This is a genomic window from Kushneria indalinina DSM 14324, from assembly GCF_003385845.1.
GTDB lineage: Bacteria > Pseudomonadota > Gammaproteobacteria > Pseudomonadales > Halomonadaceae > Kushneria > Kushneria indalinina.
In genome coordinates, this window is sequence record NZ_QRDJ01000008.1 from 687,236 (window position 1) to 708,330 (window position 21,095).

Here is a 21,095-nt window from a genome sequence, read left to right on the forward strand (position 1 = left end):
AGCAGCTGCAGGATGCTGTCGAAAATCGTTTTCATCTAAGTAAATCGCTTATTAATCTTTTCAGGAATATGACACCGCATGATGCCTTCCAGCACTGAACATTTACCGGATACGGCTCATGAGGAGCTCTCCTTTCTGGCCACCTGTCCGCGCAGCATGGAAACCCTGCTGGCCGATGAATTGTCCGGTCTTGGCGCCAGCGTGGCGCGAACCAGTGTCTCAAGCGTCCATGGCAGCGCCACCCGCGATGTGCTTTACCGCCTGTGTCTGTGGTCACGACTGGCCAACCGCATCATCCTGGTGGCCGGTCGTTTCGAGGACGTGGAAGATGGCCCGTCGCTGGTGGCGGCCTCCCACAGCATCGAGTGGCAAACCCTGATCGCGCCTGGTGCCAGCCTGCGCGTCGATTTTCACGGTGAAAGCGCCCAGATTCGCCACACCCGCTTCGGGGCGCAGTGCGTCAAGGATGGCGTGGTGGATCGTTTTCAGGATCACGGTCTGGCGCGACCGACCATTGATCCGGGGGCGGCTGATCTGCGTCTTTACGCGCATCTGCATCGTGGCCGGCTGGTGCTGGGCATCGATCTCTCCGGCGACAGCCTGCATTTGCGCGGCTATCGCCTGGAGGGCGCCAGCGCCCCGCTCAAGGAGAACCTGGCCGCGGCGCTGCTGGTACGCGCCGACTGGCCGGCGCGCGCGGGTCGGGGAGAAGGCCTGTTTGACCCGATGTGTGGTTCGGGGACGCTTTTGATCGAGGCTGCGCTGATGGCCTGCGATGTGGCGCCCAACCTAAAGCGCTCCCGTTTTGGCTTTCACGGCTGGGCCGCACACGATGAAACGCTCTGGCAGGAAATCCACGGTGAGGCGGCCCATCGGGCGCGCGTCGGCCGTCGCGAGTGTCAGCTCACGCTCTGTGGGCGTGATCACAATCTGCGTGCGGTGGAGGCAGCACGGTCCAATGCCGGCCGCGCCGGTGTCGAGGCTCTGTTGCACATTGAGCACGGCGATGCACTGTCAGCGCCTCCAACAATGGCGTCCGGCCTTGTGATCACCAACCCGCCCTATGGCGAACGCCTGGGGGAACTGCCGGCGCTGATCAGCCTTTATCAGGGCCTGGGGGCGCTGTTGCGCGAGCACTTTGCCGGCTGGTCGGTGGCGCTTTTGACCGGTGATCCGAAGCTTGGTCACCGGCTGGGCATGAAGGCTCATCGCCAGTACGCCTTCAAGAACGGCAGCCTGGATACCAAACTTCTGCTTATTGATGTTCGTGAGCGTGCGCGTCCGGAAAAGAGCGAACAGGCGCAGGGCACCCCAAAAAGCGATGAGGATGCCGGGGCCGTGACCCATTCGGCCGGGGCGCAGATGTTTGCCAACCGGCTCAGGAAAAATCAGAAGCGCTTGTCGAAATGGCTCAAGCGCTCCGGGGTGGAATGCTACCGGCTTTATGATGCGGACATGCCCGAATACGCGCTCGCCATCGATATCTATGGCGCCTGGGTGCACGTGCAGGAGTATGCCGCGCCGCGCTCGATCGATGCCGGTCAGGCCGAGCGGCGCCTGCTGGAAGCGATCGGTGTGTTGCCGGAAGTGCTGGATGTCCCGGCGGATTACATCTTTTTGAAGCGCCGCGAGCGGCAGTCGGGCCGGGCGCAATACGAGCGCCGGGACAGCTCCGGGCAGCGCTTTCAGGTGGGGGAAGGCAGTGCGAAACTGTGGGTCAATCTGCGGGATTATCTCGATACCGGGCTTTTTCTGGATCATCGCCCCGTGCGGCGCTGGCTGTTCGAAAACGCCGCAGGCAAGCGGGTGCTCAATCTATTCTGCTATACCGCCTCGGCCAGCGTTCAGGCAGCCCTGGGTGGGGCAAGCGAGAGTCTGAGCATCGACATGTCCAACACCTATCTGGGCTGGGCCGAGGACAACTTCCGGCTCAATCGGCTCGACATGTCACGCCATCGACTGGCCCGGGAAGACTGCATGGCTTGGCTTGAGAGAACGGGGCCGCAGTTTGATCTCATCTTCATGGACCCGCCGACGTTTTCCAACTCCAAGAAGATGGACAACGTACTGGATATCCAGCGCGACCACGGCCACATGATCGAACGCGCCATGGCGCATCTGGCACCGGGCGGGACACTGCTGTTTTCCAATAACCTGCGTCGTTTCCAGATGGATGAGAGCGTCAATGCCCGTTTTGAGGTGAAATCGCTGTCAAAACAGATGCTGGACCCGGATTTCGAGCGGCGCCCGGACATTCATCACGTCTACCAGATTCGCCACCAGAGCTGATCAATGGGCGTCCAGCAGGGAGAGCTGGCGCACGGCGTCCCGGGCCTCGGGGGCGTCGTCGCTGGTTTCCAGCACCTTTTCAAAACCGCGCAGGCGCTGAATATGATCCACGTCACTGACCCAGGTCATGGCCTGGGTATAGTCCTCGGCCAGCGCGTGCTGGATACCCCCGTAGGCGGTGCCGGTCTGCCCCCAGGCGCGGACAAAGATCCAGTCACCAAACATGTCCTGATGGACGTGTACCAGCACATAGTCATGCTCGCTTTCCCAGCGGATGATCAAGGCAGCGCTCCTGTGTAGTATTGAATGCGAAGATGGCCGGAACAGTGCGGGCGTTGACGCCGACAGGGCGCAGATTGTAACGGTCGCGGGCGTTTCGACAAAGCAGAGCACACCGGCCGCCGTGCGCAGGCCGGTGTGCCCTTCATTCACGGCAGTCCAGGTATCGATTGAATCATGCGTATTGTGGCAGATGAGAACATTCCGCTGGCCGAGGCCTTTTTCGCGGATCACGGCGAGCTGATACGGCTGCCCGGACGCGAGATGACCCGAGAGCAGGTGCGTGACGCTGACATCCTGCTGGTGCGTTCGGTCACCCGCGTCAATGCCGAGCTGCTCGAAGGCTCTCGCGTGAAATTCGTGGGCACGGCGACCATCGGGCGGGATCACGTGGACCAGGACTGGCTGGCGGAGCAGGGTATCGGCTTTGCCAGTGCGCCGGGCTGCAATGCCGATTCGGTGGGCGATTATGTGATCTCGACACTATTGCTGCTCGGCGAGCAGGACGGCGTGGCCCTCACCGATCGCGTGGTCGGTGTCGTGGGCGCCGGCAACGTGGGCGCACGCCTGGTTGAGCGCCTTCGCGCGCTGGGCATTCGCTGCCTGATCTGTGACCCGCCGCGGGCCGAGCAGGAGGGCAGTGACGGCTTCGTTAGCCTTGAGACGCTGATCGAGCAGGCCGATGTGGTGTCCGTGCATACGCCGCTGATCCGTGACGGCGAGCATCCCACCCACCACCTTATCGGCGAGCAGCAGATCGAGGCGCTGCGCACCGAACAGATCCTGCTCAGCGCCGGGCGGGGGGACTGTGTGGATGGTCAGGCACTGAAGGCGCGCCTTGAGCGCGACCCCGATCTGCGCGTGGTGATTGATGTCTGGGAGCAGGAGCCGGATATCGATGAGGCGCTGTATCGCAAGGCCGTTATCGCCACGCCTCACATTGCCGGCTACAGCCTGGATGGCAAGCTGCGGGGGACCGAGATGCTTTATCAGGCCATGAGCCGTCATTTCGGTCTACCGGTGCGCAAGCGACTGGGGCAGCTCAAGCCTGAAAACTGGCTGCGCCGCATTGCCATCTCCCGGCGCGCGCCACCGCAGGAAGCGCTGCTGCTGTGTGCGCGTACCTGCTATGACGTGCGCCGCGACGCGCTGTTGTTCGAGCGCTATCGACGCCAGTACGGCATGGCCAGGGGCTTTGATCTGATGCGTCGTGAATACCCGTCGCGCCGCGAGTTTTCGACCCTGCGCGTGGAGCTCAAGCACAGTGCCGGCGCGGTCCGGGAGGTGCTGGAAAGCGCCGGCTTTGCCATACGCGCGCCGCGAAAGTAACGCCCTGTTCAGTACCGTCTTGCATGCGCCCCGTATCGGCCGGAACGCCCGGACAATGCCATCGAGGCGTCGCCCGGGTCGGCAGACACTATTTGTATCGATGCAGCAGCCAGATGCCCAGAGCACTGACGCCAAGGCTCAAGGCCGCAAACATCGTGAAGGTGGTCGTGTAGCCTTGAGACCCCACAAGCCAGCCGGCCAGTGGTGAGCCAACGACCTGACCGATCGAGGTGGCCAGCAGCGGCGGAATGGGGCCAAGGGAAGGGGTGTCCAGCATGATCTGTGTGCCCCTGACCAGATAGAAGCCGGTCAGGGTCATGTAGCCGGCACCGAACAGGGCCGCTGACAGCAGGGCCCGAGGGAAATTGCTCGGGTCCAGTGCCAGCAGACCAAGCGCCACGGCAATGACGACAAGTCCGGCCGCATGCGTCACGACTGCCCCAAAGCGGGCGATGAGGTCGCCGGCGCTGCCGCCGGCCAGCCCACCCAGCCCAACGGCAAGCCACATCCATGCTGCCTGACTGGACGCCATGCCACCGCCGGTCATGACAGCGTCAGGTGCAAATACCCAGTAGGCTGCGCTGGCAATGCCCATCAGGGCCGCCAGCCCACTCAGGCGCGCAATACTCCACCACTGCTTTTTGGCCACGGATGACAGCACTGCCCGTCGCTGTGGCAGGTCGACGTCGCGCACCTCTCCCGGCAGGTAGTACAGCGCCCCCAGAGCGCCAAGGGCTGCCAGCGCGGCAAAGCCGATATAGGCGCTGCGCCAGGCTTCGGCCCAGATCAAGACGGCCGGCATGGCAAAGGCAATGCCCACGCTGGTGCCTGCATTGGTAATGGCATTGACACGGCCTCTCAGGCTGGCAGGGACGATGCGATAGACGGCTTCGGCCATGACCGGTGAGGAGAGCCCGGTACTGATGCCACAGGTCAGCACGCCTGCTGCCAACACCGATGACGAAGGCGCCAGCGCAATCATGACCAGCCCGGCCGTGGCCAGAATTGTCGCAGCTACTGCGGTTCGTCTCACCCCCAGAAATCGTGTGATGCCAGGCGCGGCCACGATGGCGATGACAAAGCTCAGAAACGGCAGGGCGCCGATCACCCCCGCCATGGTGGGCAAAATGGTCATCTCATCGCGTATGGACGGCAGAAAAAGCCCGAACACGAAGCGCGCCAGACCATACGTAATGGCGATGATGCCGCTGCCGAGAATGGCCATGCTGACCGAGGTCAAGGGCCTCATGCCCCATCCCTCATTGCCGAATCGAGCACAAGGTCAATCATCTCCCGTGTGTCGGCAAGGGCCGTTGCCACGCCCAGAAGTGCCACTGTGGTGTTACTACCTTCAAGCACCGTGAGCAGTCGTCTTGCAAGCCCCGGACAGTGTCCCAGTCCATCACGGACTACCGTTGCCTCGATGCGCTGTAAAAAATCATTTTTGGCGCCGGTGGCGAGTGCATGAATGGCCGCGCTGTGCTCGGCGAATTCCCCCATGGCCTTGAGCATGATGCAGCCATGCTGACTGTAGGCTTCCAGCCAATAGCCATGCGCTTCGGCCAGGTGGCGTGTTGCCTGGCCGGCAGGGGCTTTGGCCACAGCCATGTCGAGGCTGTCCATGAAACGCTTGTGGCGTGCTTCCAGCACCGCAAGGATCAACGCTTCCTTGGAGCTGAAGTGATTGTAGAGTGTCATGCGGACCACGCCGGCCGCTGACACGATGCGATCAATCCCGGTGGCGTGAAATCCCTGCTCATGAAAAAGCTGTTCGGCTGTAGTCAGTAAATGATCACGTTTGGAAGCAGGCATGGGCGGCGTCGCCTTATATAGACCGGTCTATATAAATTCGAGGCACAGCCTCTGTCAAAGCGTTATCCATGGGTATCGACCAAAGAGATCCAATGCCCCATGAATGTGTGGTGATACGACGAACGGGACAACGAAAGCGTCATGAAACGACCATAAAAAAGGCCCGCCAGAGGGCGGGCCTTTTTATGTCAGCTGCAGCGTATGACCTTCCGGTTACTGCTGGTAGGCCGCCTTTTTCAACGCAGCGATGCGATCATCCAGCGGCGGGTGGCTGGCAAAGAGCTTTTCCATGATCTTGCGGGTCTGACCGGTAGTGATGGCAAAGGCGGTCAGTGAATCCGGCATCTGATCGGGCATGTTCTGCTGCGCCTTGAGACGTGCCAGGGCATTGATCATGGCGCCGCTGCCGGCAAGCCTTGCGCCGGCTTCATCGGCGCGATATTCACGGTAGCGCGAGAACCAGGCAACGATCACGGAGGCCGCCAGACCGAACACGATCTCCAGCACCATGACCACGGCAAAATAGCCCATGAACCCCAGGCCGCCGCCTTCATCGTCGCGGCGCAGGAAGCTGTCGATCAGCTGAGCGGCGACGCGGGCGAAGAACATCACGAAGGTGTTCAAGACACCCTGGATCAAGGACAGGGTGACCATATCGCCGTTGGCCACGTGGCCGATCTCGTGGCCCAGAACGGCACGCACCTCTTCGGGACGCATCTGATTGAGCAGTCCGGCCGAGACGCACACCAGCGCGTCGTTCTTGTTCCAGCCGGTGGCAAAGGCATTGGCCTGCTGTGCCGGGAAGACGCCCACTTCGGGCATCTTGATGCCGGCATCGCGGGACAGCTCGGCCACGGTGTCATAAAGCCACTGTTCGTTGGCATTGCTCGGGCGGTCGATGATCTGCGCCTTCGTGCTCATCTTCGCCATCTTCTTGGACAGCAACAGCGACACCAGCGAGCCGGCCATGCCGAACACAAAGCAGAATATCAGCAGCGAGGTCAGGTTGAGTCCGCTGCCGGCAAGGTAACTCTCTACACCCAGAAGGCGCAGCGTAATGCTTGCCACCAGCACTACTGCCAGGTTGGTGGCAAGAAAGAGGACAATCCTCATCATGACCGGTGGTCTCCATTGGGTAATACATCAAACGGTGGCCCGTCCATCGGGACCGCAGGGGTCTCCAGCGACAGCCCTTAGATAAGTTCTGTCGCCGGGAGTTTCAATCACGCCTTAAGCATCGTTTAGGTGATCACGCCTGACGGCGGCGGGCCAGAAACCGTCCCAGCCGGTCGATGGCGTCTTCAAGCTGATCGGCCCAGGGCAGCGTCACGATGCGAAGATGATCGGGGGTGGGCCAGTTGAACGCCGTGCCCTGTACCAATAACATTTTTTCTTCGAGCAGCAGATCGAGCACCAGCTGCTGGTCGTCTCTGATGTCATACATGGCCGGGTCGAGCCGCGGGAACATGTAAAGCGCACCATGCGGCTTAACGCAGCTGACGCCGGGAATCTCGTTGAGCTTCTCCCAGGCAGCATCGCGCTGGGCAAGCAGGCGGCCACCGGGCAGCACCAGGTCGTTGATCGACTGATAGCCGCCAAGGGCTGTCTGAATGGCGTGCTGTGCCGGCACATTGGCACACAGGCGCATGGAGGCGAGCATGTCCAGACCCTGGATGTAATCCCGGGCATGGCGCTTTTCGCCGGAAACGATCATCCAGCCGGAGCGAAAGCCGGCACAGCGATAGCTCTTGGAGAGCCCGTTCATGGTGATGATCAGGAGATCGCTGGCCAGCGACGCTGTCGGGGTATGGAAGGCACCGTCGTAAAGAATCTTGTCGTAGATCTCATCAGAAAACACGATCAGACCGTGCTCACGCGCCACCTGAAGCACGTTTTCGATCACCTGTCTTGAGTAAACGGCGCCGGTTGGGTTATTGGGGTTGATCAGCACGATCGCTTTGGTGCGGGCCGTGATCTTTTGTCGAATATCCTCGATATCCGGCTGCCAACCCTGATTCTCGTCGCAGAGATAGTGAACGGCCTGACCGCCGGCGAGATTGGTGGCCGCCGTCCAGAGCGGATAGTCGGGTGCGGGCACCAGTACTTCATCGCTGTCATCGAGCAGGGCCTGCATGGCCATGACGATCAGCTCGGAAACGCCGTTGCCGACATAGATATCCTCGATGCCTACGCCTTCCACGCGGTTGCGCTGGCACTCCTGCATGATCGCCTTGCGGGCCGAATAAAGCCCCTTGGAGTCACAATAGCCCTGCGCGGTGGGCAGGTTGCGCATGACATCCTGCAGGATCTCTTCGGGGGCTTCGAAGCCAAAGGGTGCGGGGTTACCGATATTGAGCTTCAGGATGCGATGCCCCTCATCCTCGAGCCGTTTGGCGTGCTCAAGTACCGGACCGCGAATGTCATAGGAAACGTGGTCTAGCTTGTGGGATTTTTTGATCGGCGTGGTCATGCTGCTCAAGGGGTCCGCTGAAATGAAAGGGGGCAGCCATCGGCCGGCAGGGCGGCGTCCGGCATCTCTGCCATAACCATGAAAAATGACAGGCCTGAAAAGAGTGCCTGTCATTCCAGCATACCGCGCTGTCTGCCCGTGATGCCATCGCTGTATCACGGTGCTGATATTACGGCTCGGAAGGGGTGTCATCGTCGAGAAAGGTTTCGCCGCGATTGAAGCGCTCGCGTTCGGCGCGCATGGCCTCGAGCGCCGCTTCATCGGCGATGTCCTGCGGGGTTTCAAGCGTGATGCGCCCGAGCTTGCCGCCGCGCAGATCCATCAGCAACACCTCGGCACCGCGATGCATGTCGACCTCACCGCCGGCACGCAGGCCGCCGCGGCGCATGGCAATCTCGCGCACGATGGACTCGCCGGTATCGCCGAGAGTCTCCAGCTTGTAGCGCGATTTGAGGGCGTCGGGGTAATGCTCGGCCAGCGCCAGGGCGGATACCGAGGCCACATCGACATATTCGAGTGCGGTATCACGGATGGCGCCACTGGCGGCCAGCCGGTAGGCACTGTTTTGATCCTCGATGCGCGGCCAGAGCACGCCGGGGGTGTCGGTCAGGGCAATGCCCTGACCGATGCGGATCTTCTGCTGACGCTTGGTGACGGCAGGCTCGTTACCCACCTTGGCAATTTTCTTGCCGGCAAGCGTATTGATCAGCGTGGATTTGCCCACGTTGGGGATGCCCATCACCATCACGCGCACGTCGCGATCTTCACGAACATGACCGGCGAGTTCATGGCAGAGCTTGTAGAGCGGCTTGAGCGCTCGCGTGTCGGTGGTGACCACCGCCATGGCGCGTACATCGGGCTGGGCGTCAAAGTGCTCGATCCATTCCCTTGTTCTGTCAGGGTCGGCCAGGTCGGCGCGTGACAGCAGCTTCAGTGACGGTTTGTGGCGAATCAGATCCCCCAGCATGGGGTTGGCGCTGGAGTAGGGCAGGCGTGCATCCAGCACCTCGATAACCACATCAATTTCGGGCAGGGCTTCGCTGATCTGGCGTCTGGCCTTGTTCATATGCCCCGGGAACCAGCCCAGCATAGGTCTCTCCTGTTGCTTTACGGTTGGGCGGGCACACTGCGCGCCCGCAATGGCGGCCGCGCAGTGTACCCTGGCAGGCATCGATGCCGAAGCGCCGGGCGGGGTAGCGGTGGTGGAAGGCTATTCGCCCTGATGGAACGTCATGGCCACCGAGTTGATGCAGTAGCGCAGCCCGGTCGTGTCACGCGGGCCGTCAGGGAAGACGTGGCCCAGGTGCGCATCACAGCGCCGGCAGGTGACCTCGATGCGGCGCATGCCCATGGTGTCATCGGTATGCTCTTCCAGCGCGGCATCAGCCAGCGGCCGATCAAAGCTTGGCCAGCCGCAGTGCGACTCGAACTTGTGCTCATTTTCAAACAGCGGCGCATTGCAGCAGACGCAGTGATAGATGCCCTGGACGGGCTCGACCTGATAGTCGCCGGTATAGGGGCGCTCGGTGCCCGCCTGACGGGTTACGCGATACTGCTCGTCGGTGAGCGCCTCGCGCCATTCGCTGTCGCTTTTGTGTACCTTGTCCATGAAATCCTCCTCGGTCCCTGTTCATGCACGTCAGTCATGCCAGCCAGACGGCTGCCCGGACAGGCCGGCATCCTAACAGGATAGAACGGTGTGTGCCTGCCCGTGCAGTGACATGAATCAGGCTGCGTCACCCATCGCGGTCCTGAGCGACAGGGGGCAGCCTATACGCTGGCGGCGCCGCCATCGCTTCGCGGGTCGTGAGCACTTTCCAGCAGACCGTCAGGGTGGTGCACGATGGCACCGGCATGCCCCATGGTATCGGTAAAGGTCTCGGGCAGGACCTCTACGTCATGACCGGCCTGTCTGAGCTCGTTGACCAGAGGTGTGTAGACGCGTGACTCCAGCTTCAGGTTGGTACTGTTTTCGCCCCAGGTGCGCCCCAGAAGCCAGCGCGGTGCTGCAATCGCCTGTTGCAGGGGCATGCCGTGCATGGCATAGCGCGAAAAAATGGCCGCCTGGGTCTGCGGCTGGCCTTCACCCCCCATGGTGCCATAGACCATGGTGCGCCCGTCCTTGAAGCGTGCCAGTGCCGGGTTAAGGGTATGAAACGGTTTGCGCCCGGGGGCCAAAGCCCGCAGGTCATCCGGGTCCAGCGAGAAACTGACGCCCCGGTTTTGCCACAACACGCCGCTTTCGGGCAGCACCACGCCGCTGCCGAACTCCCAGTAAAGGCTCTGGATAAAGCTGACCGAGCGGCCTTCGCTGTCGACCGTACCCATCCAGATAGTGTCCCCGGGTTCGGGCGTGTGTGGCCAGGCCAGGGCCTTTTGCGGATCGATCATGGCCGCTTCGCGATCTAGGCGTTCACTGCTCAGAAGGCTCTGGAGATCCATTGTCATGCTGGTGGGATCGGTGATGTATTGATCCCGCAGCAAAAAGGCGCGCTTGGTGGCCTCGACCAGGCCGTGCAGATGGGCGAAACCTTCACCGCTGTCGATGTTGAGACGCTCGTAGAGGCCCAGAATCATCAGCGAGGCCATGCCCTGGGTCGGTGCAGGCAGGTTGTAGAGCGTGGCATTGTTGAGCTCGACTTCCAGCGGGGTGACCACCTGTGCCTGGTAGTCGTGAAAGTCCTGCAGGCGAAGCGGGCTGCCAAGCGATTCAAGGTCTTTTGCCATGCTGTGGGCCAGCTCGCCGCGATAAAAATCATCGAGCCCGGCATCGGCGAGGCGTCGCAACGTGGCGGCCAGGCGCGGCTGACGCAGGCGCTGACCTTCGCGAGGGATATCGCCGTCGATTAAAAAGGCCTCGTTGAAGCCGGGGCTCTGTGACAGACGCTCGAAATGCTTGCGGGCCAGCGCTTCCTGACTCCTGGACACGGCGATGCCCTGTTCGGCGTAACGAATGGCATCCCCCATGATGGTGCTTAATGGCAGGGGGGTTCCCCAGTCTGCACCAATATCGAGCGCTTTTTGCCAGCCGCTGATGGTGCCGGCCATGGTCAGCGCGGCTTTGGGCCCGCGTTCCGGAATGCTTGAGTCACCGGCGTAAAAGTCGGTACTGGCAAGCCCGGCCGCGTTGCCGCAGGCATCGATGGCCACGGGCGTCTTGCCGGGTTCATTGATCAGCCAGAAGCCGTCGCCGCCGAGTGCGTTCATGTGCGGGTAGGCCACCGCGATGGCAGACGCCGCCGCTACCATGGCCTCGATAGCGTTGCCACCTTGTTTGAGCACGTCGCGCCCGGCATTGGCTGCCAGATGGTGCGGTGCGACACAGCTGCCGCCCCCGTAGCTTCGCTGGGTATTGAAGGCCGCATCAGGCTGGAAGTCGGTGGTAGCCGGCATCTGTTGTTCGTCCGGGGCCTGGGCATTGCTCATTCGGGGAAACCCCATGGTCAGGCCTGCTGTGGTAGATGCGGCTGTAGCGCTTAGGAATCTGCGACGCGTAAAGGACATCAGGCACCTGTGTTTCGTGAGTGAATCTCACTGGATGCAAAAAACGCGCCAGATATCAGTCTGGTAGGGCAGTGTCATGCTCTAGCGGTCAATCTCCCGTCATGCCGAGGGCAAGTCGAAAAAATTGATTTTGATGTGTTGTTACATGCTTGACACCTCTGGGCTGCGTGGGTAATATGCGCGCCACTCGTTGAGACGAGGCAGGCACGTCCCGTTCGTCTAGTGGTCCAGGACACCGCCCTTTCACGGCGGTAACAGGGGTTCGAACCCCCTACGGGACGCCACTTCGCTTTCATCGATGACCGGTGCGGGAATAGCTCAGTGGTAGAGCATCGCCTTGCCAAGGCGAGGGTCGGGAGTTCGAATCTCCTTTCCCGCTCCATTTTTTGGTAGCGTAAAGCAGCAGGGTCGTAAGCCGGTGTGCCGGTTCAATAGAACGTCATTCCGATCGATCTTTTTTTCGCGCCAAATGCGTCCCGTTCGTCTAGTGGTCCAGGACACCGCCCTTTCACGGCGGTAACAGGGGTTCGAACCCCCTACGGGACGCCACTTCTTGTTGTATGCGGGAATAGCTCAGTGGTAGAGCATCGCCTTGCCAAGGCGAGGGTCGGGAGTTCGAATCTCCTTTCCCGCTCCAATTCTGGTAGTGCAAATCAGGCAGCATGGGTCGTGAGCCGGTGTGCCGGTCCAATGGAACGCCAGCCCGGTCGATCTCCTTTCCCGCTCCAGTTTCAGCAATACTCTCAGACATACCGTGTTGTGGTTCGATACACCGATCCCCTCGGTTTTCCTGTCTGCATTGATACGTCCCGTTCGTCTAGTGGTCCAGGACACCGCCCTTTCACGGCGGTAACAGGGGTTCGAACCCCCTACGGGACGCCACTTCCAGGCTTTGAATTTCTCCCTGTATGTCGCCTTGCTGTATCGATCCTTTAGGGTTGTGCAGGACAGGGGCCTGACGTCTGCTTTTTTGTGGCTGAACAGTGCTGACTATCCTGTGTTCGGCTATCATTGCTGCCTGGCAATACGCATCCCTGTCAGCGTCGATTGATGACGTTGAGACGAAGGATGCTTTCATTTCAACGCCCCTTTCCGGGTGTTTCTCTATCGCCGCCTTTTTCTGTCCTGTCTTCACAGGCTGAGGTATCTCACCTTCTGGTGCGTGCATTTGCGGCGATATTTTCGATCGTCATGGAGTCTTGATTGTGCATGCTGCCCTCTCCATAAGAGGCCTGACCAAGGTTTACGACAATAGTTTTCACGCCCTCAAGGGCATCGATCTGGAAGTGCCCCAGGGTGATTTCTTCGCGCTGCTTGGGCCCAATGGGGCCGGCAAGTCCACAACGCTTGGTGTGGTCAGCTCGCTGGTGCGCAAGACGGCAGGCGAGGTCTCGATTTACGGCATTGATGTCGATCGGGATTTTGCTCGAGCGCGTTATTATCTCGGCGTCGTGCCCCAGGAGTTCAACTTCAACCAGTTTGAAAAGGTTGAAGATATCGTGCTGACCCAGGCGGGATACTACGGCATCCCGCGTCGTCAGGCCGAGGAGCGCGCCCACCAGCTGCTGGAGGATCTCGGTCTTTGGGACAAGCGTCACGACGCAGCGCGAATGCTTTCAGGCGGCATGAAGCGACGCCTGATGATTGCGCGTGCCCTGATTCATCGACCGAAACTGCTGATTCTCGATGAGCCCACCGCGGGCGTGGATATTGAGCTGCGCCGCAGCATGTGGGAGTACATGAAGCGCATCAATGAGCAGGAGGGCACCACCATTATCCTGACCACGCACTATCTGGAAGAGGCGGAAAGTCTGTGTCGCAATATCGCCATCATCAATCATGGCGAAATCGTGCATAACACCAGCATGCGAGAGCTTCTGGGCCAGCTTAGCCGCGAGACCTTCGTGCTGGATCTGGCCTCGCCGGTGGCGCAGTGTCCGGTCATCGAGGGCTTCGATGTTGAACGCCTTGATGACAGCCAGCTGACACTGTCGGTCGACAAGGGGCAGCGAATCAACGACGCCTTTGCCCGGTTGAGCGAGCAAAATATCGAAGTCGTATCGATGCGTAATCGTGCCAATCGGCTCGAGGAGCTTTTTGTGCGCATGGTGGAAGGCAGTAATGGAACACAAGGTCAGCAGGGGGGCATTCGCTGATGAACGCTCGACAAAAGCTGGTGGCGCTATGGACCATCGTGCGCAGCGAGATTCGCCGCTTCATGCGTATCTGGCCCCAGACGCTGCTGCCGCCTTCCATCACGATGACGATGTATTTCATCATCTTCGGCAATCTGATCGGTTCACGTATCGGTCAGATGGATGGCGTGGATTACATGGACTATATCGTGCCCGGTCTGATCATGATGTCGGTCATCACCAACAGCTACTCCAACGTGGCGTCCTCGTTTTTTGGCAGCAAGTTTCAGCGCAGCGTCGAAGAGATGATCATCTCGCCGATGCCCAACTGGCTGGTGCTGTCGGGCTTCGTGATCGGCGGGGCCGCGCGCGGCCTGGCCGTGGGCATTATCGTGACCGCCGTCTCGCTCTTTTTTACCGATCTGCAGATTCAGCACCCGATTCTGACCATCCTGGTCGTGATCATGACCGCAGTGCTTTTTTCCATCGGTGGCTTTATCAATGCGCTGCTGGGCAAGAAGTTTGACGACATCTCGATCGTGCCCATTTTCGTGCTCACACCGCTGACCTATCTGGGCGGCGTATTCTACTCGATCCACACGCTGCCCGAATTCTGGCAGAACGTTTCCTTGATCAATCCGATCCTGTATATGGTCAACACGTTCCGATACGGTATTCTTGGCGTTTCCGATATCAATGTTGGCGCAGCTGTCGGAGCCATCGCGGTGTTTATCGTGATTTTCTTCTCCGCGGCCATATGGCTGCTGCGCCGTGGCAAGGGGCTGCGTAGCTGATCATGAGCGACGACCTGAAGGATGCGCCACTGGGACACACCAGTGCCTACATCACCGAGTACGACCCGTCACTGCTGTATCCCATCGCGCGCAGTGCCAATCGGGCGTCGCTGGATCTTGACGAGGACGATCTGCCCTTTGAGGGCGAGGATGAGTGGCAGGCCTTTGAGCTCTCCTGGCTGACGCCCACCGGCAAGCCCGTAGTGGCCATTGCACGTTTTCGGGTGCCTGCCGACTCGACCTGGCTGATCGAATCCAAGTCCTGGAAGCTCTATCTCAACAGCTTCAACCAGACCCGGTTTGCCTCTTCCGTTGAGGTGCGCCGGGTGCTCAGGCAGGACCTGTCGCGGGTGGTGGATGCCGAAGTAGAGGTCACGCTGTTTGGGGTAGATGACATGGCACTGGCCCCTGGGCGGCTGCCCGGGCTCTGCCTGGATGATCTCGAGGTCGAGGTCGATACCTATCAGCCCGACCCCGAGCTGATCATCACCGACAACGAGATCGTCGAAGAGACCGTGCACTCGCACCTGCTCAAGTCCAACTGTCCGGTCACCGGCCAGCCCGACTGGGGCAGCGTGCTGATCCGCTATCGAGGTCCGGCACTCGATCATCATGCGCTGCTGGCCTATATCATCTCCTTTCGTGAGCATCAGGAGTTTCATGAGCACTGCGTGGAGCGCATGTTCATGGACATTCTGCGTGAGGCCGAGCCGGATCAGCTGCTGGTCATGGCGCGCTATGTGCGCCGGGGCGGGCTTGATATCAGCCCCTGGCGGTCATTGCCCGGCGAGACACCGATCAAGACACTGCGTCTGATGCGTCAGTGAGTCAGGAGACGGTTATGGATGCCATGGCACTGCTGCTGGATCGTCAGTCTCACGCCAGTCTGGAAGGACCTGATCCGACGGCCGAGCAGATGGAAATGCTCTATCGCGCCGCGCTGAGGGCGCCGGATCACGGCGAGCTGCGTCCGTGGCGTTTTATCGAATACCGCGGGCGAGGGCGAGAGACGCTGGGAGAGATATTCGCTCGCGCCGAGCTTGAGGATAACCCTGACGTTAGCGACAAAACGCTTGAGAAGGCGCGCAGCAAACCCCTTCGTGCGCCTGTCGTGATTGCCGTCATCGCGGCCGTAAAGGCCAATCACAAGGTGCCGCGCGTTGAACAGGTCATTTCGGCCGGTTGTGCAGCGCATGCGATGCTCTATGCCGCGCACGCACAGGGTCTCGGCGCCATGTGGCGAACGGGGGGCCTTGCCCATCATCGGCATGTGCGCCAGTCGATGGATCTTGGTCAGGACCATGAACTCGTGGGCTTTCTCTATCTGGGCCATTGCGCTCGTGGTGATCGTGATCTGAAGCCGCTTGAACCCGCTGATTTTGTCGAGCGAATCGAGGGTTAACATTATCCGTGCTTGCAATCACCAACCCATCATGGCAGGATGTGCGCCGTTCTCGCAGGTAATCCTGCGCGGATAACAATGCGGAGGGGTGTCCGAGTGGTCGAAGGAGCACGCCTGGAAAGTGTGTAAGTCGCAAGGCTTCGAGGGTTCGAATCCCTCCCCCTCCGCCACGAGTTAAGAATCAGCCGGCTCCCGTAGCCGGCTTTTTCATGTCTGAAAAATGGTTCGATGCAGGAAGAGGGCGCCGACAGCATTCATGTGCGGTGAGCTGCCAATCCCTCTCACAGCGCCGCGCAATATTGAAGGGGAAGCAGGCCAGTGCCTGCTTCCCCTTTTTCGTTTCTTTCTCATATGAGCGAGAAATGTGATGAGGCAGGAAGATCAGTGCTGTGACACGAAGTTAATGACGCACGAAAGCCAGCTTTCTTGCAGAGCATTTCCGGTCCATGCTTGACGCAGACACCAACGCAGGAGAGACCATGCGCTACTACTTCAATTACCAGTATCTTCCCAGGGGTGCCGAGCAGCCCGTGGAGACAGGGGATGCCGTTAATATCACCGATGAGCAGACGGCGAAACCACCGACCCTTCCTGCCGTAGGCGATTATGTGCAAATCAGTTATGTTGGGGGAGAGGGTGAGGGCCTCACCGGCAAAGTGAAGAGTCGTCTCTTCAAATATCTGGTAAGTGATGATGAACCGGATCTTCATCAGTGTCTGGTCAATATCGTGGTTGAAGAAACCGATGAGGACTGGGGCAAGCTGATAAGGGAATAATATTTTCTGAAGTTTCAGGGCGCTCGGTCACTTGCCGAGCGCCTTTTTTATTTGGCTTCGCGCCGTCGCAGGGAGCAGGGCTCAGCCGTTGACGTTGACCACCAGGCGACCGCGGACCCTGCCGGCCAGAAGATCGTCAGCGGCGCTGATGGTCTCCAAAAGGCCGATCTCCCCGGTTGTGGTATCAAGCGCGCCGGTGTCGATCTCGTTGGCAAGTCTTGACCAGGCTTTCTGACGCTGCGCCTGTGGCCTTGTCACACTGTTGATGCCCAGAAGCGTCACTCCCCTCAGGATGAATGGCGCCACGGTGGCCGGAAAGTCCATACCCTGAGCCAGACCGCAGGCCGCGACCAGTCCGTCTTCACAAGTATGGGCACAGGCATTGGCCAGCGTATGGCTGCCTACGGAGTCAATGACGCCTGCCCAGCGCGCCTTGCCCAGAGGTCGGCCCTGAGAGGTCAGTTCATCACGGTGAATGATGTCCGAGGCGCCCAGCGTTTTGAGATAATCCTGTTCTTCGGTGCGGCCGGTGGCGGCAATCACGCGATAGCCCCGCCTTGCCAGCAACATGACGGCAAACGTGCCCACGCCGCCGCTGGCGCCCGTGACAAGAACATCACCGCCATCAGGCGTCAGCCCATGATGCTCGAGCGCCATAAGGCTCAGCATGGCCGTATATCCCGCTGTGCCGATCGACATGGCTTCTCTTGCGTTCAGGCTTTCGGGAAGGCGCGTCAACCACTTCGATGGCAGTCGCGCCTTTTGCGCCAGCCCGCCCCAGTGACTTTCGCCAATGCCCCAGCCATTGACCAGCACGCGATCGCCGGGTGACCAGTCTGCGCTGTCGCTGTGTTCTACCACGCCGGCAAGGTCGATGCCCGGTACCATCGGAAAATGGCGAACGATCGCTCCCTTGCCTGTGATGGCAAGCGCATCCTTGTAGTTGAGCGTGCTCCAGTCGATATGCACCTGCACATCACCTTCGGGAAGCGCCTCAGGGGACAGTTCGGTTACCGCTGCATCAGTGGATTGATCTTCTGCCTGGCGGATCAAAATGGCACGAAACATGGCACTCTCCTTTATCAGGGACACGAACCCTTCATCAGGGACACGAACCGGCACGGACGTTTTGATCTGAATGGCCGAAACATGGACATCGAGAAACGTGCTCGTTTCCGGGTAACCCCTGGAGCGTATCATCGCGCGCCGAACGTCACTTCATCCGATGGCCTGACCATGGCATGCCATCAGATCGCGACCATCGATGCCAGACCTCATGAGTTGAACGATGCCTGTCAAAGGTAACGCTTTGTAGGGCCTTGACGTGCATCAAATATCGCTAAAGAAAATATCGGACACTGCGCGTGGGCAGGAAGCCTGGATGGTCACGGAAAACCTTCTGCACAAGGATGTGCTTGCTTTTGCAACTGTTCACACGGTCTGGAAGGGGCAGGGAAGACATTCAATTTATTTCAGACATAAAAAAAGGCCGGCTGCGAGGGTGCGTTACCGGCCTGAAATCCCGTCGTGGTTGTTCACCAACAACGTATTCATATTGTTACACAATGTGTTTGTTTTGGTAACAATATTTTAGCTTGGAAGATGCCTCTCATGTGCACCTGATCGTTTTTCACTTTTCCCCAAATCTGACCGTATCAGGCATGCCCATGAGACATTCCGGGGCGGCTGCGCTTTTTCTTGTCCAGGATTCTTTCCTGGATGGCCATGCGCATTCGGTTAACCAGCTGTTCCTGGAAGAGCACACAAACCACTACGACGCCTGCCAGAAAGAACGGATACATCCAGAGTTCCCGTGTTTGTTCACCTGCCAGGCTCAGCATTGATGATACGGAGACAGGCGCCTGGGTGGTAAGCATCTCGATGGTCCCGAGTATCAGCTTTTCGATCTTCGAAGACATCATGTTGAGTGGGGTGTGCAATGCGAAGATGGACAGCGATGCCACCCCCAGCCGCGTGGCCACTCTTGCCTGAGCCGTATTGCTGTCGGGTTGAAACCAGGCGCACATCAATACCAGCAGCAGCTGTGAGGGCAGGAGCAGGCCGTTGTGCAACAGGTAGTACCAGCCACCCCTGACTTCGGCATGTATCCAGGCACTCAGTGCAAAGCAGCCCAGGATGAAGGCCAGCGAGAGCAGCGTGCCCCTGGCACTGAAAAGCGAGGCCAACAGCAGTTTGTGACGCAGATAGATCTGATGCAGCACTACGCCTGCCAGAAACTCTGGAAGTCGGATTAAGGGATTACGGTGCATGAGACCATGTGCGATGACATTGTCGTTGATACCGGCAAGGAACATGTAAAGTGCCGGCAGTGCGTAAATGAGGCCGATAACAACCAGCGCCAGCAGCGGGCGGTGAATGCGTGCCAGGGCCGGCCCGATAAAGGGAAAGACCAGATAGAAGAAAAACAGGGCCGAAAGTGACCAGGTCGCAAAATTGAAAGTAGTGTAAAACGGGCTCCAGGCATGCAAAAGGCTGACATGCAGCAGAAGATTGCTTAGAAAGCCGCCCATACCAAGCATGTGCGAGGCAATGCTGCCGCCTTCGGCCCAGTCATTGGTGTTGGGGGTCACGGTAATCTGCGTTACACCACCGGCATTGATAACGACCAACGGCAACACAATGATCAACGCCAGAATGTGAATGGGGTAAAGCGAGGCGAATCGCTTGATCCAGAAGCGCTTGTAATCGAGGTTGCATCCCTGGTTTCTGCCAATATAAACATGTGCCAACAGAAAGCCGGACAGTACAAAGAAGGTACTGGTGGAATAAAAGCCCAGGCTCATGCTGCTGTATATCCACTGTATGGCCCTGATGTCGCCATACTCCTTTAGGGTATGGAATAGCACCAGATAAATAGCCAGTGCAAAACGCAACCAGTCAAGAGCAATAAATTTTTCCCGGTGCATAGAGCTAACACTCCCTGTTGGGATTGTGGTGACGGGTATGTCAGTCAAAATGTTACTTAATGCATTTTTAAGTTATAAAACGTAACTTGAGGGTGTACGTTAACTGATAGCTTGCGCTTTATGAATGCTCGCTCTGTGCCATGTTGCGCGCCCGCGTGTTCGCATTAAGGCTCATATAAAAGCCCGAACACATTGGCATAGTTGAGAGAGGTGTCTATAGTCCTGGACTATCAGTATTCGGGTAATGCAAGTCGTGGCAAGAGGCAGGAAACAGGCTCCTTTGTTAGACTCGTTATCACGATATCGACGTGGTCGGGCCTGGCGGTCTGACTCGCAACGAAACGGGAGCGCGACAGTGAAACTAGGAATTGTTGGTCTTGGCAGAATGGGCGGCAATATTACTCGCCGTCTGATGGACGCCGGTCACGAATGCGCCGTATTCGATACCAGCGACGAGGCAAGAGAGGCGCTTCAAAAGGATGGTGCCGATAGCGCGGATTCCCTGCAGGCGCTGGTGGAAAAACTGCCCGCGCCGCGTAGCATCTGGTTGATGCTGCCTGCAGGCGAGATCACCGAATCAACCATCAGTCAGCTCTCTGATTTGCTCGATCCGGGGGACACCTTGATCGAGGGCGGCAATGCCTTTTTCAAGGATGATGTCCGTCGCGCTCGCGAGCTTGCTGAAAAAGACCTTCACTACGTTGATGTCGGGGTTTCCGGTGGCGTGTGGGGACGAGAGCGTGGCTACTGCCTGATGATTGGCGGTGAAAAGGATATCGTTGAAAACCTCGATCCCATTTTCAACACGCTGGCGCCCGGTACCGGTGATATCGACAAAACGCCCGGTCGCAAGAAAGAGCGGTTTGATCCTCGTGCCGAAGAAGGTTACCTGCACTGCGGTCCGGTGGGTTCGGGTCACTTCGTCAAGATGGTTCACAACGGTATTGAATACGGCATGATGCAGGCCTATGCGGAAGGCTTTGATATCCTCAAGAACCGCAACCTTGAGACTCTACCTGAAGGCGAGCGGTATGATCTTGATCTGGCGGATATTGCCGAGCTGTGGCGTCGCGGCAGTGTTATCTCTTCATGGCTTCTGGACCTTACCTCGATTGCTCTGTCTGAAGATCACGAGCTGGAACAGTATAGTGGCCAGGTCAACGACTCCGGTGAAGGGCGCTGGACAATCGAGGCGGCCATTGAAGAGGCCGTGCCTGCCAACGTGCTGACCAGCGCACTCTTTACGCGGTTTCGCTCGCGCAGTGATAATACTTACGGCGAAAAGCTGCTCTCTGCCATGCGCCAGCAGTTTGGTGGCCATGTGGAAAAGCCCATGTCGCCTGACGAATAAGATTTTGGCGTCATTTAATGAACAGGG

General features: G+C 59.2%; 18 protein-coding genes and 6 tRNA genes. 14 read left to right on the forward strand and 10 right to left on the reverse strand.

Annotation, left to right across the window (positions count from 1 at the left end):
* The first annotated feature begins 81 nt into the window (after nucleotides 1–81).
* A complete protein-coding gene (gene rlmKL / locus C8D72_RS14080) occupies nucleotides 82–2,289 on the forward strand; it encodes a bifunctional 23S rRNA (guanine(2069)-N(7))-methyltransferase RlmK/23S rRNA (guanine(2445)-N(2))-methyltransferase RlmL (protein ID WP_115855147.1) in 2,208 nt (735 codons plus the stop codon).
* Here the strand turns inward: rlmKL and C8D72_RS14085 are convergent, their stop codons facing one another.
* Nucleotides 2,290–2,571: a hypothetical protein gene (locus C8D72_RS14085; protein ID WP_115855046.1), complete on the reverse strand. Its 282-nt coding sequence runs from the start codon at nucleotides 2,569–2,571 to the stop codon at nucleotides 2,290–2,292.
* A 174-nt stretch (nucleotides 2,572–2,745) separates the two neighbouring features.
* Here C8D72_RS14085 and pdxB point away from each other — a divergent pair, with 174 nt between their 5' ends.
* Complete coding sequence (gene pdxB, locus C8D72_RS14090) at nucleotides 2,746–3,897, forward strand: 4-phosphoerythronate dehydrogenase PdxB (protein WP_115855047.1); 1,152 nt, start codon at nucleotides 2,746–2,748, stop codon at nucleotides 3,895–3,897.
* Nucleotides 3,898–3,985: 88 nt separating this feature from the next.
* On the opposite strand, the gene C8D72_RS14095 is transcribed toward pdxB, so the two are convergent.
* The 7 genes from C8D72_RS14095 to C8D72_RS14125 form a co-directional block, all read right to left on the reverse strand.
* Nucleotides 3,986–5,146, reverse strand: a complete 1,161-nt coding sequence (locus tag C8D72_RS14095) for an MFS transporter (RefSeq protein ID WP_115855048.1) — start codon at nucleotides 5,144–5,146, stop codon at nucleotides 3,986–3,988.
* Nucleotides 5,143–5,709: a TetR/AcrR family transcriptional regulator gene (locus C8D72_RS14100; protein WP_115855049.1), complete on the reverse strand. Its 567-nt coding sequence runs from the start codon at nucleotides 5,707–5,709 to the stop codon at nucleotides 5,143–5,145. Before C8D72_RS14100 ends, C8D72_RS14095 begins: the two co-directional genes overlap by 4 nt.
* 213 nt (nucleotides 5,710–5,922) lie before the next feature.
* Nucleotides 5,923–6,825 carry a protease HtpX gene (gene htpX / locus C8D72_RS14105; protein WP_115855050.1) on the reverse strand — a complete coding sequence of 301 codons (903 nt, stop codon included), beginning with the start codon at nucleotides 6,823–6,825 and terminating at the stop codon, nucleotides 5,923–5,925.
* A gap of 133 nt (nucleotides 6,826–6,958) precedes the next feature.
* Nucleotides 6,959–8,179: a pyridoxal phosphate-dependent aminotransferase gene (locus C8D72_RS14110; RefSeq protein WP_115855051.1), complete on the reverse strand. Its 1,221-nt coding sequence runs from the start codon at nucleotides 8,177–8,179 to the stop codon at nucleotides 6,959–6,961.
* 169 nt (nucleotides 8,180–8,348) lie between these two features.
* Complete coding sequence (gene ylqF / locus C8D72_RS14115) at nucleotides 8,349–9,269, reverse strand: ribosome biogenesis GTPase YlqF (RefSeq protein ID WP_115855052.1); 921 nt, start codon at nucleotides 9,267–9,269, stop codon at nucleotides 8,349–8,351.
* A 120-nt stretch (nucleotides 9,270–9,389) separates the two neighbouring features.
* Nucleotides 9,390–9,788, reverse strand: coding sequence for a peptide-methionine (R)-S-oxide reductase MsrB (msrB, locus tag C8D72_RS14120; protein ID WP_115855053.1), 399 nt, complete (start codon nucleotides 9,786–9,788; stop codon nucleotides 9,390–9,392).
* Between the two features lie 161 nt (nucleotides 9,789–9,949).
* Complete coding sequence (locus C8D72_RS14125) at nucleotides 9,950–11,572, reverse strand: gamma-glutamyltransferase family protein (protein ID WP_115855148.1); 1,623 nt, start codon at nucleotides 11,570–11,572, stop codon at nucleotides 9,950–9,952.
* Nucleotides 11,573–11,891: 319 nt separating this feature from the next.
* Here C8D72_RS14125 and C8D72_RS14130 point away from each other — a divergent pair.
* The 11 genes from C8D72_RS14130 (at nucleotide 11,892) to C8D72_RS14180 (ending at nucleotide 16,790) form a co-directional block, all read left to right on the forward strand.
* Nucleotides 11,892–11,967: transfer RNA gene (locus C8D72_RS14130), tRNA-Glu, on the forward strand.
* 23 nt (nucleotides 11,968–11,990) lie between these two features.
* Nucleotides 11,991–12,065: transfer RNA gene (locus C8D72_RS14135), tRNA-Gly, on the forward strand.
* Between the two features lie 91 nt (nucleotides 12,066–12,156).
* Nucleotides 12,157–12,232: transfer RNA gene (locus C8D72_RS14140), tRNA-Glu, on the forward strand.
* A 13-nt stretch (nucleotides 12,233–12,245) separates the two neighbouring features.
* Nucleotides 12,246–12,320 (forward strand) — tRNA-Gly (locus tag C8D72_RS14145).
* 169 nt (nucleotides 12,321–12,489) lie between these two features.
* A tRNA-Glu gene (locus tag C8D72_RS14150) sits at nucleotides 12,490–12,565 on the forward strand.
* 320 nt (nucleotides 12,566–12,885) lie between these two features.
* Entirely contained in the window at nucleotides 12,886–13,839 is a 954-nt protein-coding gene (locus tag C8D72_RS14155; RefSeq protein ID WP_115855149.1) for an ABC transporter ATP-binding protein, read from the forward strand.
* On the forward strand, nucleotides 13,839–14,612 hold the full coding sequence (locus C8D72_RS14160) for an ABC transporter permease (RefSeq protein ID WP_115855054.1): 774 nt from the start codon (nucleotides 13,839–13,841) through the stop codon (nucleotides 14,610–14,612). The genes C8D72_RS14155 and C8D72_RS14160 overlap by 1 nt, the downstream gene beginning before the upstream one ends.
* Before the next feature lie 2 nt (nucleotides 14,613–14,614).
* Complete coding sequence (gene queF, locus C8D72_RS14165; RefSeq protein ID WP_115855055.1) at nucleotides 14,615–15,439, forward strand: NADPH-dependent 7-cyano-7-deazaguanine reductase QueF; 825 nt, start codon at nucleotides 14,615–14,617, stop codon at nucleotides 15,437–15,439.
* A 14-nt stretch (nucleotides 15,440–15,453) separates the two neighbouring features.
* The gene (locus C8D72_RS14170) at nucleotides 15,454–16,014 is read left to right on the forward strand and encodes a nitroreductase family protein (RefSeq protein WP_115855056.1); all 561 of its coding nucleotides are present in this window, start codon (nucleotides 15,454–15,456) and stop codon (nucleotides 16,012–16,014) included.
* Between the two features lie 82 nt (nucleotides 16,015–16,096).
* A tRNA-Ser gene (locus C8D72_RS14175) sits at nucleotides 16,097–16,184 on the forward strand.
* A gap of 309 nt (nucleotides 16,185–16,493) precedes the next feature.
* A complete protein-coding gene (locus C8D72_RS14180) occupies nucleotides 16,494–16,790 on the forward strand; it encodes a hypothetical protein (RefSeq protein ID WP_115855057.1) in 297 nt (98 codons plus the stop codon).
* A gap of 81 nt (nucleotides 16,791–16,871) precedes the next feature.
* Here the strand turns inward: C8D72_RS14180 and acuI are convergent, their stop codons facing one another.
* Nucleotides 16,872–17,858 carry an acrylyl-CoA reductase (NADPH) gene (gene acuI, locus C8D72_RS14185; RefSeq protein ID WP_115855058.1) on the reverse strand — a complete coding sequence of 329 codons (987 nt, stop codon included), beginning with the start codon at nucleotides 17,856–17,858 and terminating at the stop codon, nucleotides 16,872–16,874.
* A 587-nt stretch (nucleotides 17,859–18,445) separates the two neighbouring features.
* Nucleotides 18,446–19,717 carry an acyltransferase family protein gene (locus C8D72_RS14195; RefSeq protein WP_115855060.1) on the reverse strand — a complete coding sequence of 424 codons (1,272 nt, stop codon included), beginning with the start codon at nucleotides 19,715–19,717 and terminating at the stop codon, nucleotides 18,446–18,448.
* A 244-nt stretch (nucleotides 19,718–19,961) separates the two neighbouring features.
* On the opposite strand from C8D72_RS14195, the gene gnd reads away from it, so the two are divergent.
* Nucleotides 19,962–21,068: a phosphogluconate dehydrogenase (NAD(+)-dependent, decarboxylating) gene (gene gnd / locus C8D72_RS14200; RefSeq protein ID WP_170140612.1), complete on the forward strand. Its 1,107-nt coding sequence runs from the start codon at nucleotides 19,962–19,964 to the stop codon at nucleotides 21,066–21,068.
* The last annotated feature ends 27 nt before the right edge of the window (nucleotides 21,069–21,095 follow it).

Coding starts and splice junctions, on each gene's coding strand:
- rlmKL (WP_115855147.1), top strand. CDS start 82: ATGCCTTCCAGCACTGAACATTTACCGGATACGGCTCATGAGGAGCTC.
- pdxB (WP_115855047.1), top strand. CDS start 2,746: ATGCGTATTGTGGCAGATGAGAACATTCCGCTGGCCGAGGCCTTTTTC.
- C8D72_RS14095 (WP_115855048.1), bottom strand. CDS start 5,146: ATGAGGCCCTTGACCTCGGTCAGCATGGCCATTCTCGGCAGCGGCATC.
- C8D72_RS14100 (WP_115855049.1), bottom strand. CDS start 5,709: ATGCCTGCTTCCAAACGTGATCATTTACTGACTACAGCCGAACAGCTT.
- htpX (WP_115855050.1), bottom strand. CDS start 6,825: ATGATGAGGATTGTCCTCTTTCTTGCCACCAACCTGGCAGTAGTGCTG.
- C8D72_RS14110 (WP_115855051.1), bottom strand. CDS start 8,179: ATGACCACGCCGATCAAAAAATCCCACAAGCTAGACCACGTTTCCTAT.
- ylqF (WP_115855052.1), bottom strand. CDS start 9,269: ATGCTGGGCTGGTTCCCGGGGCATATGAACAAGGCCAGACGCCAGATC.
- msrB (WP_115855053.1), bottom strand. CDS start 9,788: ATGGACAAGGTACACAAAAGCGACAGCGAATGGCGCGAGGCGCTCACC.
- C8D72_RS14125 (WP_115855148.1), bottom strand. CDS start 11,572: ATGCCGGCTACCACCGACTTCCAGCCTGATGCGGCCTTCAATACCCAG.
- C8D72_RS14160 (WP_115855054.1), top strand. CDS start 13,839: ATGAACGCTCGACAAAAGCTGGTGGCGCTATGGACCATCGTGCGCAGC.
- queF (WP_115855055.1), top strand. CDS start 14,615: ATGAGCGACGACCTGAAGGATGCGCCACTGGGACACACCAGTGCCTAC.
- C8D72_RS14170 (WP_115855056.1), top strand. CDS start 15,454: ATGGATGCCATGGCACTGCTGCTGGATCGTCAGTCTCACGCCAGTCTG.
- C8D72_RS14180 (WP_115855057.1), top strand. CDS start 16,494: ATGCGCTACTACTTCAATTACCAGTATCTTCCCAGGGGTGCCGAGCAG.
- acuI (WP_115855058.1), bottom strand. CDS start 17,858: ATGTTTCGTGCCATTTTGATCCGCCAGGCAGAAGATCAATCCACTGAT.
- C8D72_RS14195 (WP_115855060.1), bottom strand. CDS start 19,717: ATGCACCGGGAAAAATTTATTGCTCTTGACTGGTTGCGTTTTGCACTG.
- gnd (WP_170140612.1), top strand. CDS start 19,962: ATGCAAGTCGTGGCAAGAGGCAGGAAACAGGCTCCTTTGTTAGACTCG.